The organism is Mycobacterium sp. MAA66, from assembly GCF_041261665.1.
Classification (GTDB): Bacteria; Actinomycetota; Actinomycetes; order Mycobacteriales; family Mycobacteriaceae; genus Mycobacterium.
In genome coordinates, this window is the sequence record NZ_JBGCCC010000002.1 from 125477 (window position 1) to 140130 (window position 14654).

The window sequence follows — 14654 nt, forward strand, 5'->3', positions numbered from 1 at the left end:
ACCCGAGTGGAGGCTCTATACCCATGACCGACGCAATCGACTGGTCCTTCGAGACCAAGCAGGTACACGCCGGCCAGACCCCCGACGGCACCACCAATGCCCGGGCTCTCCCGATCTACCAGACCACGTCGTACACGTTCGACAACACCGATCACGCCGCGGCACTGTTCGGGCTGGCCGAGCCCGGCAACATCTACACCCGGCTGATGAACCCGACCACCGACGTCGTCGAGCAACGGGTGGCCGCGCTCGAAGGTGGAGTCGCCGCGCTGTTCGTGTCCTCGGGCCAGGCCGCCGAGACTTTCGCGATCCTGAACCTGGCCGGCGTGGGCGATCACATCGTCTCCTCACCTCGGCTGTACGGCGGCACCTATAACCTGCTGCACTACTCGCTGGCCAAGCTGGGCATCGAGGTCAGCTTCGTGGAGAACCCCGACGACCCGGAATCCTGGCGGGCTGCGGCGCGCCCCAACACCAAGGCGTTCTTCGCCGAGACGATCTCCAACCCGAAAATCGATATCCTCGACATCCCGAGCGTCTCGGCGGTGGCCCACGACAACGGCGTGCCCCTGATCGTCGACAACACCGTCGCCACGCCGTACCTGATCCAGCCGCTGGCGCACGGCGCCGACATCGTGGTGCACTCGGCCACCAAGTACCTGGGCGGGCACGGCTCGGCGATCGCCGGGGTGATCGTGGACGGCGGGACCTTCGATTGGACTGTCGGAGCCGGCGGGCCGGCGACATCGGGCGGAGCCAAGTTCCCGGGTTTCACCGAGCCTGACCCGAGCTACCACGGCCTGGTGTTCGCCGAGCTCGGCGCACCGGCCTATGCACTCAAGGCGCGGCTGCAGCTGCTGCGCGATCTGGGCTCCGCAGTCTCCCCTTTCAACGCCTTCCTGATCGCTCAGGGATTGGAAACGCTGTCGTTGCGCGTTGAACGCCACGTGGCCAATGCGCAGAAGGTGGCTGAGTTCCTGGAGGGACGCCAGGACGTGCTCTCGGTGAACTACGCGGGCCTGCCCAGCTCCCCCTGGTACGAACTGGGCCGCAAGCTGGCTCCGCGCGGGACCGGCGGGGTGCTGTCCTTCGAGCTGGCCGGCGGTATCGAGGCGGGCAAGGCGTTCGTCAACGCATTGACCCTGCACAGTCACGTCGCCAACATCGGCGACGTCCGGTCGCTCGTGATCCACCCGGCCTCGACCACCCACCAACAGCTGACCGAGTCCGAGCAGCTGGCCAGCGGCGTCACCCCCGGTCTGGTGCGCCTGGCCGTCGGCATCGAGGGCATCGACGACATCCTGGCCGACCTGGAACGGGGCTTTGCCGCGGCGAAGGGGTCGGTGTGACCATTATCGACGTGCCCCTGACCGACGTTCACGCCGAGCTGCCCGCCGAGGGCGCCACCGGTGTGGTGAACATCGGCGACCTGACGTTGGAGAGCGGCGTCGTGCTGCCCGACGTGTCAGTCGCAGTGCAGCACTGGGGCGAGCTGTCAGCCGACCGCGACAACGTGGTCATGGTGCTGCACGCGTTGACCGGCGATTCGCACGTCACCGGCCCGGCGGGACCGGGCCATCCGACCGCCGGCTGGTGGGATGGAGTGGCCGGTCCGGGTGCGCCGATCGACACCGACCGCTGGTGTGCCGTCGCCACCAACGTGCTGGGCGGTTGCCGCGGCACCACCGGGCCGAGTTCGCTTGCCCCGGATGGAAAGCCGTGGGGTTCACGATTTCCGGCGATCACCGTGCGGGACCAGGTAAATGCCGACCTGGCCGCGTTGGCGGCGCTCGGCATCACCCGGGTGGCCGCCGTGGTCGGCGGTTCGATGGGCGGCGCGCGAGCGTTGGAATGGATTGTCGGACATCCCGATACGGTGGGAGCCGCACTCGTGCTGGCCGTCGGCGCCCGGGCCACCGCCGACCAGATCGGCACCCAGTGTGCTCAAGTCGCGGCCATCAAGGCGGATCCGTACTGGGCCGGTGGCGATTACTACCTCACCGGTTCGACGCCCGATGCCGGCATCCAGATCGCCCGCCGGTTTGCGCATCTGACCTACCGCGGCGAACAGGAACTCGACGACCGCTTCCGCAACACCACGCAAGACCACGAAAACAGTTCTGTCGACAGCCGTTACGCCGTCGAGAGTTATCTGGAATACCAGGGCCGCAAGCTTGCCGCGCGGTTCGATGCGGGTACCTACGTGGCGCTGACGGACGCACTCAGCAGTCACGACGTGGGGCGGGGACGCGGTGGTGTCGCCGCAGCGCTGGGCGGTTGTCCGGTGCCGACGGTGGTCGGCGGTATCACCTCGGACCGGTTGTACCCCATTCGGCAGCAGGAAGAATTGGCATCCTTGCTGCCGGGCTGCGCGGGTCTGAATGTCATCGACTCGAAGTTCGGTCACGACGGGTTCCTGGTCGAAACCGATCAAGTGGGCGTATTGATCCGCCACACACTGGATTTGGCATCACGGTGAGCGGCCAGCGCTCACTGTCCTTCGGCGAGGAAGCCGCCGCCTATGAGCGAGGCCGGCCGTCGTACCCACCCGAAGCCATCAACTGGCTGTTGCCTTCGGGCGCCGACGACGTCCTGGATCTCGGTGCCGGCACCGGGAAGCTGACCGTGCGCCTGGCGGAACGCGGGTTGTCGGTGACGGCCGTCGACCCGATCCCGGAGATGCTGGACGTCCTGCGCGGCTCCCTGCCATCGGTACCGGCGCTACTGGGCACAGCCGAGGACATTCCGTTGCCGGACAACAGTGTCGACGCGGTATTGGTGGCGCAGGCCTGGCACTGGTTCGACCCGGCTCGCGCCTCGGCCGAGGTGGCCCGGGTGCTGCGGCCGGGCGGCCGCCTGGGTCTGGTGTGGAATACCCGTGACGAGCGGCTGGGGTGGGTCAAGGATCTGGGCCGGATCATCGGCCGTGAACACGACCCCGTGGCCGATTCCCCGCTGCCGGATATATTCACCGAGGTGCAGACCTACCAGGTCGAGTGGACGAGTTACCTTACCCCGCAGGCACTTATCGACCTGGTGGCATCCCGCAGTTACTGCATCACCTCACCGGCCGAGGTCCGCAGCCGGGTGTTGGAGCAGGTTCGCGAGCTGCTATCCACGCACCCCGCGTTGGTCAACAGCAGCGGCCTGGCGTTGCCCTACGTCACCCACTGCATCCGCGCCACTATCGCCTCCTGAGTGATTTGTGCACGAATTACCGTGCTGGACGCTGATTTTCGTGCACAAATCGGCCGGGGTCACAACTGCGCGGTCGGTCGGAAAACGATCTCGTTGACATCCATGTCGGCGGGCTGATTGATGGCGAACTCGACGGCGCGGGCGAACGAGTCGGCAGAGATGGCAATGTCATAGACCTGTTTGACGCCCTGCGCGATCGCGGGATCGTTGACGCTGTCCGGCAATTCGGTCGCCACCGCACCCGGCAGGATGACCGTCGTCCGGATGTTGTGGGGCTTTGCCTCCTGGCGCAGCCCCTCGGTGATGACCCGGACTGCCTGCTTGGTGGCCGAGTAGATGGTCGTCGCCGGGGTGACCTGCAGCGCGGCGATCGAGGACACGTTGATGATCTGCCCGCCGTGCTGGCGGATCATGTGCGGGAGCGCGGCCGCGATGCCGTAGAGCACACCCTTGATGTTGACGTCGATCATCTGATCCCATTCGGCGACGTTCAGCTGCTCCAGGAGCGACAGCGGAGCGATGCCCGCGTTGTTCACCATCACGTCGATCCGCCCGAATTCGGAAACTGCTGCGGCTACGAGCTTCTGGACGTCATCGCTACTTGTCACATCGGTGGCCAGCGCGACTGCCCGGCCACTGCCGGCATTGATCTCCTTGGCCAGGGCCTCGATCCGGTCGACGCGTCGAGCTCCGAGCACGACCGTTGCGCCCTGCGCGCTGAGTCGCCTGGCCGTCGCTTCGCCCAGACCACTGCTGGCACCGGTGATCACAACGACCTTGTCCGCCAATCCCAGTGAAGAATTCACCAGTTTTCCTTTCGTGGGTATCTCGATCCGCTGGCAGATTCCAGGTTCGCCCGATCCTGACCTGTGCAAAAGAGACAGATTCTTGGCCGGCCACGATCTTGGCCCCTGTGCCGCAGACCGCTTTGGCAGCACAATCGAACCATGAGCGACGACGCTGACCAGGTCGGCGAATTTCTGCGGGCCCGGCGGGCACAGCTGACACCCCGCGACGTCGGCCTGCCCGAAACCGATTCTCGCCGCAAGGTTGCCGGACTGCGGCGGACCGAGGTAGCACAGATCGCGGCCATCAGCGTCGAGTACTACACCCGTCTGGAGCAGGGTCGGGTACGGGCATCGGCGGCGGTATTGCGCACACTGGCCACCGCACTGCTACTCGACGACGACCAGCAGACCTATCTGTATGAGTTGGCCGGCAAGACCGATGCCCGGCCCCGGCGGCGGCGCGCTGCGCAACGGACCCGGCCGGCAGTGCGGCGACTGCTCGAACAACTCGTGACGACACCCGCGATCGTTCTGGGTCACCGGTTGGACATCCTCGACTGGAATGCTGCCGCGTCTGCGCTCTACGTCGATTTCGCGAAAATAGCACCCGCCCAACGCAACTACGTGCATCTGCTGTTCACCAACCAACAGTTCCGCGGCCTACACCGAAACTGGGAACGCGACGCCAGGGTCGCGGTATCGGCGCTGCGCATGGAGGGTGCACACGATCCGGACGATCCCGACCTGGCTCGCCTGGTGGGCGAACTTTCGGTGCAGGACAAGGACTTCCGGACCTGGTGGGCTGGACATCTGGTGACCAGCTCGGCATTCGGCACGAAGAATTACCGACACCCCGTCGTGGGTGACCTGACGCTGGACTGCGACACCTGGCTCAGCCCCGATTCGTCGGGCCAGCGTCTGATGATCCTCACCGCAGAATCTGGATCCGCCTCGTACGACGCCCTGCAGATTCTGCTGTCGTGGAACACCGGACAGACCACTCCCGCGTGATCGCCGCGCGGTGACTACCGATCGATCCCGAACCAACGTCGCACAGCGGCGTCCAACCGGGCGCGGTCATCGGTATCGAAACCCCCTGCCGCCCAGGCGACATAGCCATCCGGCCGGATCAGCATAGCTGCCGCCGGACGATTGGCCATCGCTGCTTCGATGACCTCGACGCGGTCTCGCCAGTCCCCCGCCGCCTTGGCCACGGCGCCACCGGTGAAATCCAGCAGTAGCGGACGGGCCGCGTGCAGCAGCTCGGCCACCCGCCGACCGTCATCGAGAACGAGATCGGGCACCAGTCGTCCGGACAACGCGTGGTCATCGCGGACGTCGTAGCGGACATCGGAGCCGGCCAACAGATTCCCCATGTGTTCGACGACTGCTGGAATCTGCAGCAACTCGCCGAAAAGCTCTCGCATGGCCGTGATTTCCGGTCCCGGTGACATCAGGGCGATCTGCGCCTGGGACTGCATCATCACCCGTTGCCCAACGGGATGACGCTCGGACTCATAGCTGTCCAGTAGCCCGGCCGGTGCCGTGCCGTTGATCTCGGCGGCCAATTTCCAGCCCAGGTTGAACGCATCCGACATGCCGAGGTTCAGACCCGGTCCGCCGAGCGGCGAATGCACGTGGGCGGCGTCACCGACCAACAGGATGCGCCCCCGTCGGTACCGGTCGGCTTGGCGGCTGTTCTGCCCATCGATGCGCAGGTTGGCTTTCGGTCCCTCCCAGCGCGGTTCCTCGATGGGCACGTCCACACCGAGGATGCGCTCGAGGCTCCCCCGCAATTCCGTGACCGACATCGGCCCGTCGACACTGCCCGGCGTATGCCCGTATTCGATGGTGCCGATCATCGGACGTGTGGGGTCCATCATCATCACCATCACCACACCTCGGTCAAGTCTGTTGTGGCGGAACGGAACATGTCCGTATCCGGGAACATCGATTCCGCGGTCGGCAACGCGGATCTGCTCGGGTAGATGCACATGCGCCACCCGACTGACGGTGTCTGCGGTATGCCCCGGGAAATCGATGCCGGACTGCTTGCGCACGACGCTACGTCCTCCGTCCGCACCGACCAGATAACCGGCTTCGAGTTGATAGCCACCCTCGGCGGAGTCGACCGTGAGCACGACGTGGTCACCGTCGATGGCCAGGCCCGTCAGCTCATGACCCCAACGGATCTCGACTCCGAGGCCGCAGGCCCGCTTCTCCAGAATCTCCACCATGCGCGGTTGCGTGATCCGCAGGCCGTACATCGGCCGGTCTTCCAAACCCACGAAGTTGAGCGGCATGCCGGCGAACACCCATTCGTACGCCGGCTCGGGCGGATCACTCTGACCACTCAGCGCCGGGTACAGGCCACGCATATCGAGTTGCCGAACCACCTGCCCGACAACGCCATTGGCCTTCAGCTCGGTGCTGCGGGCCGGCAGCTTGTCGAGCACCACGGGTTGTACGCCGGCCAGTGCCAGCTCACAGGCCAGCATCAGGCCGTTGGGCCCGGCTCCGGAAATCACCACATCAGTCATCGACGCCTCCTTCTGGGCGGTTCGGGCAGCCCGGCTGCCACTTGGGTCAGGCCGCTACGGACCAACGCCTCGAAGGACACCGGCGGGTCAGCGACCGCGTACGTTTCGGCCGCAGCATCACCGACGGCGCGTATCACCGAGGCAACCAGGCGCGGGTACAAGTCACGCCCGGGCTCGGTGCCGGTACGTTCAGCGATCACCGCGACCCATTCGCCGAACAGATCTCTGGCCATCGCATTGCGAACTCGCGTGCTCAGCAAGAATTTTCGCACCTCGACGAAGTCTTCGCGACCGAATAATCGGCTCGGGTCGCTGATCGCGGCGTCGTCCTCCAACGGCTTGAGCACTGATGCGGTGATCGAGGTCCACAGCGGCTCATCGGCGGGACGACGACGTAGTTCCTCGATGCTGCAGCGCATCCGTTCGGACTGCCAATGCGCCAGCGCTTCGTACTTGCCGTTGAAGTAATTGTTGAACGTCCGCAACGACACCCCAGCCAGCGCGGCGATCGCCTCGCGGGTGACGTTCTCGAAGTCGTCTTGAATCGCCAGCTGCAACGCTGCGTCACTGAGTGCCTTGCGGGTGTCGGCTTTTTTGCGTTCTCGCAGACCGAGTTCGGGTGATTCGGGCATGCCGTCACCTTACCGGCAATTTTGCACACTAGGCAAGATTGCCCGTCAGGCAGGTATGCGTTCGTGGGTTTTCCTGCTAGCAGGTACGTCGATTCCAAGCCAGCAGTAGCGACATCCCCGCTTGTGGAGACGACCATGGAAGTCGGAAGTAGCACAACCCCAGAAGTCAGGAGCCACCATGAAAGTCACACCGCACCGCACCGCCGCACTGATCTGCGCCGGGGCGATCGCCTTCGCAATGACCGCGCTGCCCGTGGCTGCGGCCGACGCCTCCACCGACCATCTCCCGACAGCGGTCACAGCGAGCTCCACCGGCGACAGCACCTACGCACCGGTTCCCACTTCGCCTTTCGCCAACCACGGAGCGGTGGGCTGAGCAGCTAGAGATTGCGGAGCCGGCGCAGACGGGCCGCCATGGCCACGCGTGTCATCTGGGCGCCGGGTGCCAGCAGTTCGAATCCGTGTGGCAGCCCGGGCAATACATGCAACTCGGTCGAGACTCCAGCCGACATCAACCGCTTGGCGTATTCGATGTTCTCGTCGCGCAGGATATCCAGGTCGCCGACCTCGACGTACGCAGGCGCCAGCCCGCTGAGATCCTCGGCGCGGGCCGGCGCGGCGTACGGCGACACATCGTCGGCGCCCACGGAGCTCCCGAGCAGTGCACCCCAACCAGTTCGGTTGTCGCTGTAGCCGAACGTGATGTATTCGACCGGAAGCTGCGGGTCGGGTTCGACGGTCCGATCATCGAGCATGCCGTAGATCACCAATTGCTCGGCCACCGCCGGACCGCCCCGGTCCCGGGCCAACAACGCGACCGCCGCCGTCAGCCCACCTCCGGCGCTATCACCCATCAGCGCAATGCGATTCGGATCGACGCCGAGTCCGGCGGCGTGCTCGGCAAGCCACAGCAGTGCGGTGTAACAGTCCTCGACCGGCGTGGGATGCGGATGTTCGGGCGCCACCCGGTAGTCGATGAGCAGCATCGACACCCCGGTGGCTTTCACGTAATCACGAGCTACGCCGTCGTAGACCGGCAGCAGCGGTACGACCATCGCGCCGCCATGCAGGAAAAGCACTGCGCCACCTGATGGTTCATCGGCAGTCCGATACCAGGAGGCCGGCATCTGGTAGCCGTCAGGTGTGGTGATCAGATGGTCGGTTCGCTCCACACCGGTAACCGGCTCCCACGCCGCGACCACCCCCGCCATCGCGGCGACCATGCTCTGCCGGCGAGATTCGACGTCACCAATCGGCGGGCCCGCCTGAACCTCAGTGGGGTTACCGAGCGCGGCGCGCATCTCCGGATCGATCCCGAGTGTCATCTACTGCTCCTCAGTTGCGGACGGCCACGTGAAAGTTCACGATCCGGGGCGGCGCTGAACACCCCGGATCGTGAACCAGTCATCAGAAGGCGTACTGGCCGAAACGTCCCCAGGCGACCACCAGCGCCATAGCCAACAGCACCAGGTTCACCACCACGTTCGGGTATTCCTTCCGGCGGCCATGCGTCACGATGGCGCCGACCATCACCAGCGCGAGTCCGACTGCGGCCAGCGGTACCAGCACTGGTGCGATGTGGACCAGCGGCGGAACGATCAGGCCGATCGCGCCGGCCAGTTCAGCCACTCCGATCAGCCGAATCGCGTTCGGGTCGACCTTTTCGGCCCAGCCCTGTCCGGCGGTGATGAGCTTGTCCTTCGGCACCACCAGCTTCATGACGCCGCTACCGGCGAACACGAATGCCAGCACGCCGGCCAGGATCCACAGTGTCAGGTTCATTTCGAGCTCCTTGGTTCGTAGACGTTGTTGGTCTGCCGCTGTAAACGGACCTTAGTCCACTTCCATTCCCGTTGTCGACACATTTCCCACGGGAACATTCCATCCAGTCGATTGATTGATATGTCATGTAACCACACTCGACTCCCGGAAGGAACCGGTCATGACTGAACGCACCATCGAACTGCTACATCGCAACTTGCAGGAGATCTTCGGCGAAGGCGATCCGGCCCGCCGGCGTGCAGCCATTGCGGAGCTCTACACCGACGACGCCGTGGTCTACCTGACAGAGGGGGCCGTCACCGGGCACGACGCAATCGACACGTTCGCGGGCGAATTACGGGCCACCCACCCGCATTTCGTCTACACACCGCGTGGTGCAGCTCAGGTGGCACAGGACGGCGGAATCCTGGCCTGGGGCTCGGGACCGGCAGGCCAGGCGCCGGTGTATACACCGGCCTGGACTTCATCCAGACTCGCGACGACAAGATCGTCGCGCTCTACGTATTCCTGAATCCCGATCTCGGGTAAGGACTACGCGGTGCCCAGCGGGTTGATGGTCCACGCGATATAGAGCATCACCGCACTGCACGACGCCGTGGTCAGCACATCGATCATCCGGCTGCGCACCACCAACAGACCCGCCCGCTCATCGGTCAAGGTCAGCCGCATCGCCGCGGCCATTCCGACCCCGATCGCCAGCACCAGGGCCCCGCGGCGCCAGTAACCGCCGATCACCAGGACGAAAGCCAAGATGAAAAATCCGCCGACGACCAGGATGGGCCATTGCTCGGCGACCACCCGGCGGGCGAATTCCTTGACCGTCAAGACAGTTTCGCTTCCTCGGCCTCGACGACGTTGGTCAGCAGAAAGGCCCGCGTCAGCGGGCCCACGCCGCCGGGGTTCGGCGACACCGCGCCGGCCACCTCCCACACGTCGGGGTGCACATCGCCGGTCAGCTTGCCGTCCACCCGGCTCACGCCGACATCGACCACCGCGGCGCCGGGCTTGACCATGTCAGCGGTCACCATGTGCGGCACGCCGACTGCGGCGATGATGATGTCGGCCTGCCGGGTCAGCGCAGGCAGGTCACGAGTTCCGGTGTGGCACAACGTCACCGTCGAGTTCTCCGAGCGGCGGGTGAGCAGCAGACCCATCGGCCGGCCCACTGTGACGCCGCGGCCGATCACCACGACGTGTGCCCCGGCCAGCGGAACATCGAACCGGCGCAGCAGGTGCACGATCCCGCGTGGGGTGCACGGCAACGCCGCCGACTTGCCCAGCACCAGCCGGCCCAGATTGGTCGGGTGCAGACCGTCGGCGTCCTTGTCCGGGTCGATGCGCTCCAGCGCGGCGTTCTCGTCGAGATGACGCGGCAGCGGCAGCTGCACGATGTAGCCGGTGCACTCCGGGTTGGCGTTCAGCTCATCGATGACGGCGTTGAGCTCGTCCTGGCTGATGTCCGCCGGCAGATCACGCCGTAGAGAATTGATACCGACTTTCGCGCAGTCGGCGTGCTTACCCCGCACGTAGGCCTGCGAGCCGGGGTCGTCACCGACCAGCACGGTGCCCAAGCCCGGGGTGCGTCCAGCTGCGGTCAGTGCCGCCACCCGCTTCGTCAGATCGGTGAAAATTTCGTCGCGTGTGGCCTTGCCGTCCAGCGTGATTGCACCCACGGCAGCCATTGTGTCAGGCGCAACTGTGTGCTCATTGACACCACCCGGCGCGGCGTGGTCAGCTGCGCTAGTGAACACCCAGCCCGATGTGTCCACTGACGTATTCAGTGAGGCCAAACTCGGTCCGATCACGCTGCGCAACCGGATCATCAAAGCGGCGACGTTCGAAGCGTCGACTCCCAATGCACTGGTCACCGATGATCTGATCCGCTATCACCAGCTGCCCGCGGCCGGTGGCGTCGGCATGACCACCGTGGCCTACTGCGCAGTGGCCCCGGGCGGACGCACCGACGGCTGGCAGATCTGGATGCGGCCCGAGGCGGTGCCCGGGCTGCTTCAGCTCACCGACGCCATCCACGCCGAGGGTGCGGCCATCAGCGCCCAGATCGGCCACGCCGGCCCGGTGGCCAACTCACGCACCAACAAGGCCAAGGCCCTGGCTCCGGTTCGGTTCTTCAACCCGCTGTCGATGCGCTTCGCGAAGAAAGCCACCCGTCAGGACATCGACGACGTGATGGCCGCGCACGCGAACGCCGCCCGGCTGGCCGTCCAGGCCGGGTTCGACGCCGTCGAGGTCCACCTCGGCCACAACTACTTCGCCAGCTCGTTCCTCAGTCCGCTGATCAACCGGCGCACCGACGAGTTCGGCGGTTCGCTGGAGAACCGGGCCAAGGTGGCGCGCGGCACCGTGCAGGCGGTCCGCAAAGCTGTCGGCAACCAGATCGCGGTCATCGCCAAACTCAACATGAGCGACGGTGTGCGCGGCGGCATCCCGATGGAAGAGTCGCTGCAGACCGCCAAGTGGCTGGAAGAGGACGGCGCGCTGGACGCCCTGGAGCTCACCGCCGGCAGCTCGCTGGTCAACCCGATGTACCTGTTCCGCGGCGACGCCCCGGTGAAAGAGTTCGCGGCGAACTTCAAGCCGCCGATCAGCTGGGGCATCCGGATGAGCGGCCACAAGTTCTTCCGTGAATACCCGTATCGCGAGGCCTATCTACTGCGTGACGCGCGCCAGTTCCGGGCCGAGCTGAAGATGCCACTGATCCTGTTGGGGGGCATCACCAACCGCGAGACCATGGACCTGGCCATGGCCGAGGGATTCGATTTCGTGGCCATGGGTCGAGCCCTGCTGGCCGAGCCCGACCTGCTCAATCGGATCAAGGCGGACCGCGGCACCACGTCGGGCTGCACGCACTGCAACCTGTGTATGCCGACGATCTACAGCCACACGCACTGTGTGGTGACAGGTTCGCCTGGCTGACCGATAGAGTTGGTCGCGATGAGTGGACCAGCCGCAGCCCCCGCCCTCACCGTTAGATACGACGGTTCGACACGTACCTTCGCTCCGGGGAATGACGTTGTGGTGGGCCGCGATCTGCGCGCCGACTTCCGTATCGCCCATCCCCTGATCTCGCGCGCCCACGTGGTGCTGCGGTTCGACCACGGGCGTTGGGTCGCCGTCGACAACGGCAGCCTCAACGGCATGTTCTTGAACGGGCAACGTGTCCCGGCCGCCGATCTGCACGACGGCACGGTGTTGAACATCGGCAATCCCGACGGGCCGTTGTTGACCTTCGAGGTCGGCCGGCATCAGGGCCAGGCCGGTTCCCCACCGCCGACCGCAACGACGATGCTGCCTCCGACGTCGCCGACCACCCGGCCGCCGTCGCAGCCGATCGCCCAGCCGCACTATCCCTCCGGACCTCAGCCGCAGTATCCGAGCGGGCCGCAAGCCCAGTACCCGAGCGTGCCACAGCCGCAGTACCCCAGCGGACCCCAAACGCCGTATCCGAGTGGCCCGCAGTCGCAGTACCCGAGTGGCCCGCAGTCGCGGCAGACCGACTTCAACAGCCAGCAGACCCGCATGCAACCCAGCGCGGCCCAACCGGTCTACATACCGCCGGCCGCCAACTCTGCCCCGCCGACGGCCCTCGGTCCCGCCGCCGTATCGCGCCAGCAAGAGGGCAACTTGGGCACCACGATGCTCAAGATCCTGCGGCCCGGCCGGACCGCGGCCATCCCCACCGGTGGCATCAAGATCGGTCGCGCCACCGACAACGAGATCGTCGTTCCCGACGTGCTGGCCTCGCGCCACCACGCCACCCTGGTTCCGGGTCCCGGCGGCACCGCCGAGATCATCGATGCCCGCAGCATCAACGGCACCTTCGTCAACGGCCAGCGCGTGGAGGCCGCTCCGCTACGCGAAGGCGACGTCGTCACCATCGGTAACGTCGACCTGACGTATACCGGCGGCACCCTGGTGCGGCGCACCGCCACCACTGCCGACACCCGTACCGGTGGCCTCGAAGTCCGCGGCTTGACCTGGACCATCGAGGGCAACAAGACGCTGCTGAACAACATCTCGCTGGACGCGCGGCCCGGCACGCTGACCGCGGTGATCGGCCCGTCCGGCGCCGGCAAGTCGACGTTCGCCCGCCAGGTCGCCGGTCTGACCCACCCGACCAGCGGCACCATCACCTTCGAGGGCCACGACATCCATGCCGAGTACGCCTCGCTGCGCTCCCGGATCGGCATGGTGCCGCAGGACGATGTGGTGCACGGCCAGCTGACGGTCAAGCAGGCTCTGATGTACGCCGCCGAGTTGCGGCTGCCCCCGGACACCACCAAGGAAGACCGCGAGCAGGTCGTCATGCAGGTGCTCGAAGAGCTCGAGATGACCCAGCACCTGGAGACCCGGGTCGACAAGCTCTCCGGTGGCCAGCGCAAGCGCGCCTCGGTCGCCTTGGAGCTGCTCACCGGTCCGTCGTTGCTGATCCTCGATGAGCCGACGTCGGGTCTGGACCCGGCGCTCGACCGCGCCGTGATGACGATGCTGCGTCAGCTCGCCGACGCCGGCCGCGTGGTCCTGGTTGTGACGCACTCGCTGACGTACCTGGACGTCTGCGACCAGGTACTGCTGTTGGCACCGGGCGGCATGACGGCATTCTGCGGGTCGCCGAGTCAGATCGGCCCGGAGCTGGGCACCACCAACTGGGCCGATATCTTCAGCACCGTCGCCGGTGATCCCAATGAAGCGCACCGTCGATATCTGGAGCGCACCGGCCCGACGCCCCCGGCGCCCGCCGCTACCGAGGCCGCCGACCTGGGCAAGCCGGCCAAAACCAGCTTGCGACGGCAGTTCTCCACGATCGGGCGCAGGCAGATGCGGCTGATCGTCTCCGACCGCGGTTACTTCATCTTCCTGGCGCTGCTGCCGTTCATCATGGGCGTGCTGTCGCTGTCCGTGCCCGGCAACGTCGGGTTCGGCGTACCCGACCCGCGCGGCGATGCCCCCAATGAGCCGGGCCAGATCCTGGTGCTGCTCAATGTCGGTGCCATCTTCATGGGCACCGCGCTGACCATTCGTGACCTGATCGGCGAACGGGCGATCTTCCGGCGCGAGCAGGCGGTCGGATTGTCCACCAGCGCTTACCTTTTGGCCAAGGTGTGCATCTACGCGATCTTCGCGGTGGTGCAATCGGCCATCGTCACGGCGATCACCGTTGCCGGAAAGGGCGGGCCGACCAAGGGCGCGGTGCTGCTGGGCAACGGCACGCTGGAGTTGTTCGTAGACATGGCAGCCACCACGGTGACCGCCGCGATGGTCGGCCTGGCGTTGTCGGCGCTGGCCAAGTCCAACGAGCAGATCATGCCGCTGCTGGTGGTCGCGGTGATGAGCCAGCTGGTGTTCTCCGGCGGCATGATCCCGGTGACCGGCCGCATCGTGCTGGACCAGCTGTCCTGGATCACTCCGGCCCGCTGGGGCTTCGCATCATCGGCGTCCACGGTGGCGCTGCGCGATCTGGTGCCCCCGCCGATCACCCAGAAGGACGCACTGTGGGACCACACCCTGCGGTCGTGGTTGTTCGACATGGGCATGCTGTTCGGATTGTCGCTGGTCTACGTCGGCTTCGTGCGGTGGAAGATCCGGCTCAAAGCGGGCTAGTTCGCGGACGCGGCCGATCCCCGGCATCCCCCACAGTGCGTCCGGCTGCGGGCCGTCAACTTTTGTTGACAATGTCAACAAAAGTTGACGCCTTC

The 14654-nt window shown here is 65.9% G+C and carries 15 protein-coding genes; 8 read left to right on the forward strand and 7 right to left on the reverse strand.

Going from position 1 to position 14654, the window contains the following annotated elements; genetic code table 11:
• The first annotated feature begins 23 nt into the window (after positions 1–23).
• The 3 genes from ABIA30_RS07095 to ABIA30_RS07105 are packed head-to-tail and all read left to right on the forward strand — an operon-like array spanning position 24 to position 3198.
• A complete protein-coding gene (locus ABIA30_RS07095) occupies positions 24–1349 on the forward strand; it encodes a bifunctional o-acetylhomoserine/o-acetylserine sulfhydrylase (protein ID WP_370063605.1) in 1326 nt (441 codons plus the stop codon).
• Entirely contained in the window at positions 1346–2479 is a 1134-nt protein-coding gene (locus ABIA30_RS07100; RefSeq protein ID WP_370063607.1) for a homoserine O-acetyltransferase, read from the forward strand. Before ABIA30_RS07095 ends, ABIA30_RS07100 begins: the two co-directional genes overlap by 4 nt.
• Complete coding sequence (locus ABIA30_RS07105) at positions 2470–3198, forward strand: class I SAM-dependent methyltransferase (protein ID WP_370065424.1); 729 nt, start codon at positions 2470–2472, stop codon at positions 3196–3198. The genes ABIA30_RS07100 and ABIA30_RS07105 overlap by 10 nt, the downstream gene beginning before the upstream one ends.
• A 59-nt stretch (positions 3199–3257) precedes the next feature.
• On the opposite strand, the gene ABIA30_RS07110 is transcribed toward ABIA30_RS07105, so the two are convergent.
• Positions 3258–4004: an SDR family oxidoreductase gene (locus ABIA30_RS07110; RefSeq protein WP_370063609.1), complete on the reverse strand. Its 747-nt coding sequence runs from the start codon at positions 4002–4004 to the stop codon at positions 3258–3260.
• Between the two features lie 141 nt (positions 4005–4145).
• Here ABIA30_RS07110 and ABIA30_RS07115 point away from each other — a divergent pair, with 141 nt between their 5' ends.
• Positions 4146–4997: a helix-turn-helix domain-containing protein gene (locus ABIA30_RS07115; RefSeq protein ID WP_370063611.1), complete on the forward strand. Its 852-nt coding sequence runs from the start codon at positions 4146–4148 to the stop codon at positions 4995–4997.
• 14 nt (positions 4998–5011) lie between these two features.
• Here the strand turns inward: ABIA30_RS07115 and ABIA30_RS07120 are convergent, their stop codons facing one another.
• Both ABIA30_RS07120 and ABIA30_RS07125 read right to left on the reverse strand, forming a co-directional pair.
• The gene (locus ABIA30_RS07120; RefSeq protein WP_370063613.1) at positions 5012–6526 is read right to left on the reverse strand and encodes an FAD-dependent monooxygenase; all 1515 of its coding nucleotides are present in this window, start codon (positions 6524–6526) and stop codon (positions 5012–5014) included.
• Positions 6523–7158 carry a TetR/AcrR family transcriptional regulator gene (locus ABIA30_RS07125; protein ID WP_370063615.1) on the reverse strand — a complete coding sequence of 212 codons (636 nt, stop codon included), beginning with the start codon at positions 7156–7158 and terminating at the stop codon, positions 6523–6525. Before ABIA30_RS07125 ends, ABIA30_RS07120 begins: the two co-directional genes overlap by 4 nt.
• 178 nt (positions 7159–7336) lie before the next feature.
• Between ABIA30_RS07125 and ABIA30_RS07130 the strand changes: the two genes are divergently transcribed.
• Positions 7337–7534: a hypothetical protein gene (locus ABIA30_RS07130; protein WP_370063617.1), complete on the forward strand. Its 198-nt coding sequence runs from the start codon at positions 7337–7339 to the stop codon at positions 7532–7534.
• A gap of 4 nt (positions 7535–7538) precedes the next feature.
• Here ABIA30_RS07130 and ABIA30_RS07135 read toward each other — a convergent pair whose 3' ends face one another.
• Both ABIA30_RS07135 and ABIA30_RS07140 read right to left on the reverse strand, forming a co-directional pair.
• On the reverse strand, positions 7539–8483 hold the full coding sequence (locus ABIA30_RS07135; RefSeq protein ID WP_370063619.1) for an alpha/beta hydrolase: 945 nt from the start codon (positions 8481–8483) through the stop codon (positions 7539–7541).
• Between the two features lie 82 nt (positions 8484–8565).
• Positions 8566–8940: a DoxX family protein gene (locus tag ABIA30_RS07140; protein WP_370063621.1), complete on the reverse strand. Its 375-nt coding sequence runs from the start codon at positions 8938–8940 to the stop codon at positions 8566–8568.
• A 160-nt stretch (positions 8941–9100) separates the two neighbouring features.
• On the opposite strand from ABIA30_RS07140, the gene ABIA30_RS07145 reads away from it, so the two are divergent.
• Complete coding sequence (locus ABIA30_RS07145) at positions 9101–9451, forward strand: nuclear transport factor 2 family protein (RefSeq protein WP_370063623.1); 351 nt, start codon at positions 9101–9103, stop codon at positions 9449–9451.
• A gap of 20 nt (positions 9452–9471) precedes the next feature.
• On the opposite strand, the gene ABIA30_RS07150 is transcribed toward ABIA30_RS07145, so the two are convergent.
• Both ABIA30_RS07150 and ABIA30_RS07155 read right to left on the reverse strand, forming a co-directional pair.
• Positions 9472–9765 carry a DUF3017 domain-containing protein gene (locus tag ABIA30_RS07150; RefSeq protein ID WP_370063625.1) on the reverse strand — a complete coding sequence of 98 codons (294 nt, stop codon included), beginning with the start codon at positions 9763–9765 and terminating at the stop codon, positions 9472–9474.
• A complete protein-coding gene (locus tag ABIA30_RS07155; RefSeq protein ID WP_370063627.1) occupies positions 9762–10613 on the reverse strand; it encodes a bifunctional methylenetetrahydrofolate dehydrogenase/methenyltetrahydrofolate cyclohydrolase in 852 nt (283 codons plus the stop codon). Before ABIA30_RS07155 ends, ABIA30_RS07150 begins: the two co-directional genes overlap by 4 nt.
• A gap of 70 nt (positions 10614–10683) precedes the next feature.
• Between ABIA30_RS07155 and ABIA30_RS07160 the strand changes: the two genes are divergently transcribed.
• Positions 10684–11874, forward strand: a complete 1191-nt coding sequence (locus tag ABIA30_RS07160) for an NADH:flavin oxidoreductase (protein ID WP_370063629.1) — start codon at positions 10684–10686, stop codon at positions 11872–11874.
• A gap of 18 nt (positions 11875–11892) precedes the next feature.
• Entirely contained in the window at positions 11893–14559 is a 2667-nt protein-coding gene (locus ABIA30_RS07165; protein ID WP_370063631.1) for an FHA domain-containing protein, read from the forward strand.
• Positions 14560–14654 lie beyond the last annotated feature (95 nt).

Bases quoted from the DNA above. Each gene is read 5' to 3' on its own strand.
- ABIA30_RS07095 (WP_370063605.1), top strand. From the start codon at position 24: ATGACCGACGCAATCGACTGGTCCTTCGAGACCAAGCAGGTACACGCC.
- ABIA30_RS07115 (WP_370063611.1), top strand. From the start codon at position 4,146: ATGAGCGACGACGCTGACCAGGTCGGCGAATTTCTGCGGGCCCGGCGG.
- ABIA30_RS07120 (WP_370063613.1), bottom strand. From the start codon at position 6,526: ATGACTGATGTGGTGATTTCCGGAGCCGGGCCCAACGGCCTGATGCTG.
- ABIA30_RS07125 (WP_370063615.1), bottom strand. From the start codon at position 7,158: ATGCCCGAATCACCCGAACTCGGTCTGCGAGAACGCAAAAAAGCCGAC.
- ABIA30_RS07130 (WP_370063617.1), top strand. From the start codon at position 7,337: ATGAAAGTCACACCGCACCGCACCGCCGCACTGATCTGCGCCGGGGCG.
- ABIA30_RS07135 (WP_370063619.1), bottom strand. From the start codon at position 8,483: ATGACACTCGGGATCGATCCGGAGATGCGCGCCGCGCTCGGTAACCCC.
- ABIA30_RS07140 (WP_370063621.1), bottom strand. From the start codon at position 8,940: ATGAACCTGACACTGTGGATCCTGGCCGGCGTGCTGGCATTCGTGTTC.
- ABIA30_RS07145 (WP_370063623.1), top strand. From the start codon at position 9,101: ATGACTGAACGCACCATCGAACTGCTACATCGCAACTTGCAGGAGATC.
- ABIA30_RS07165 (WP_370063631.1), top strand. From the start codon at position 11,893: ATGAGTGGACCAGCCGCAGCCCCCGCCCTCACCGTTAGATACGACGGT.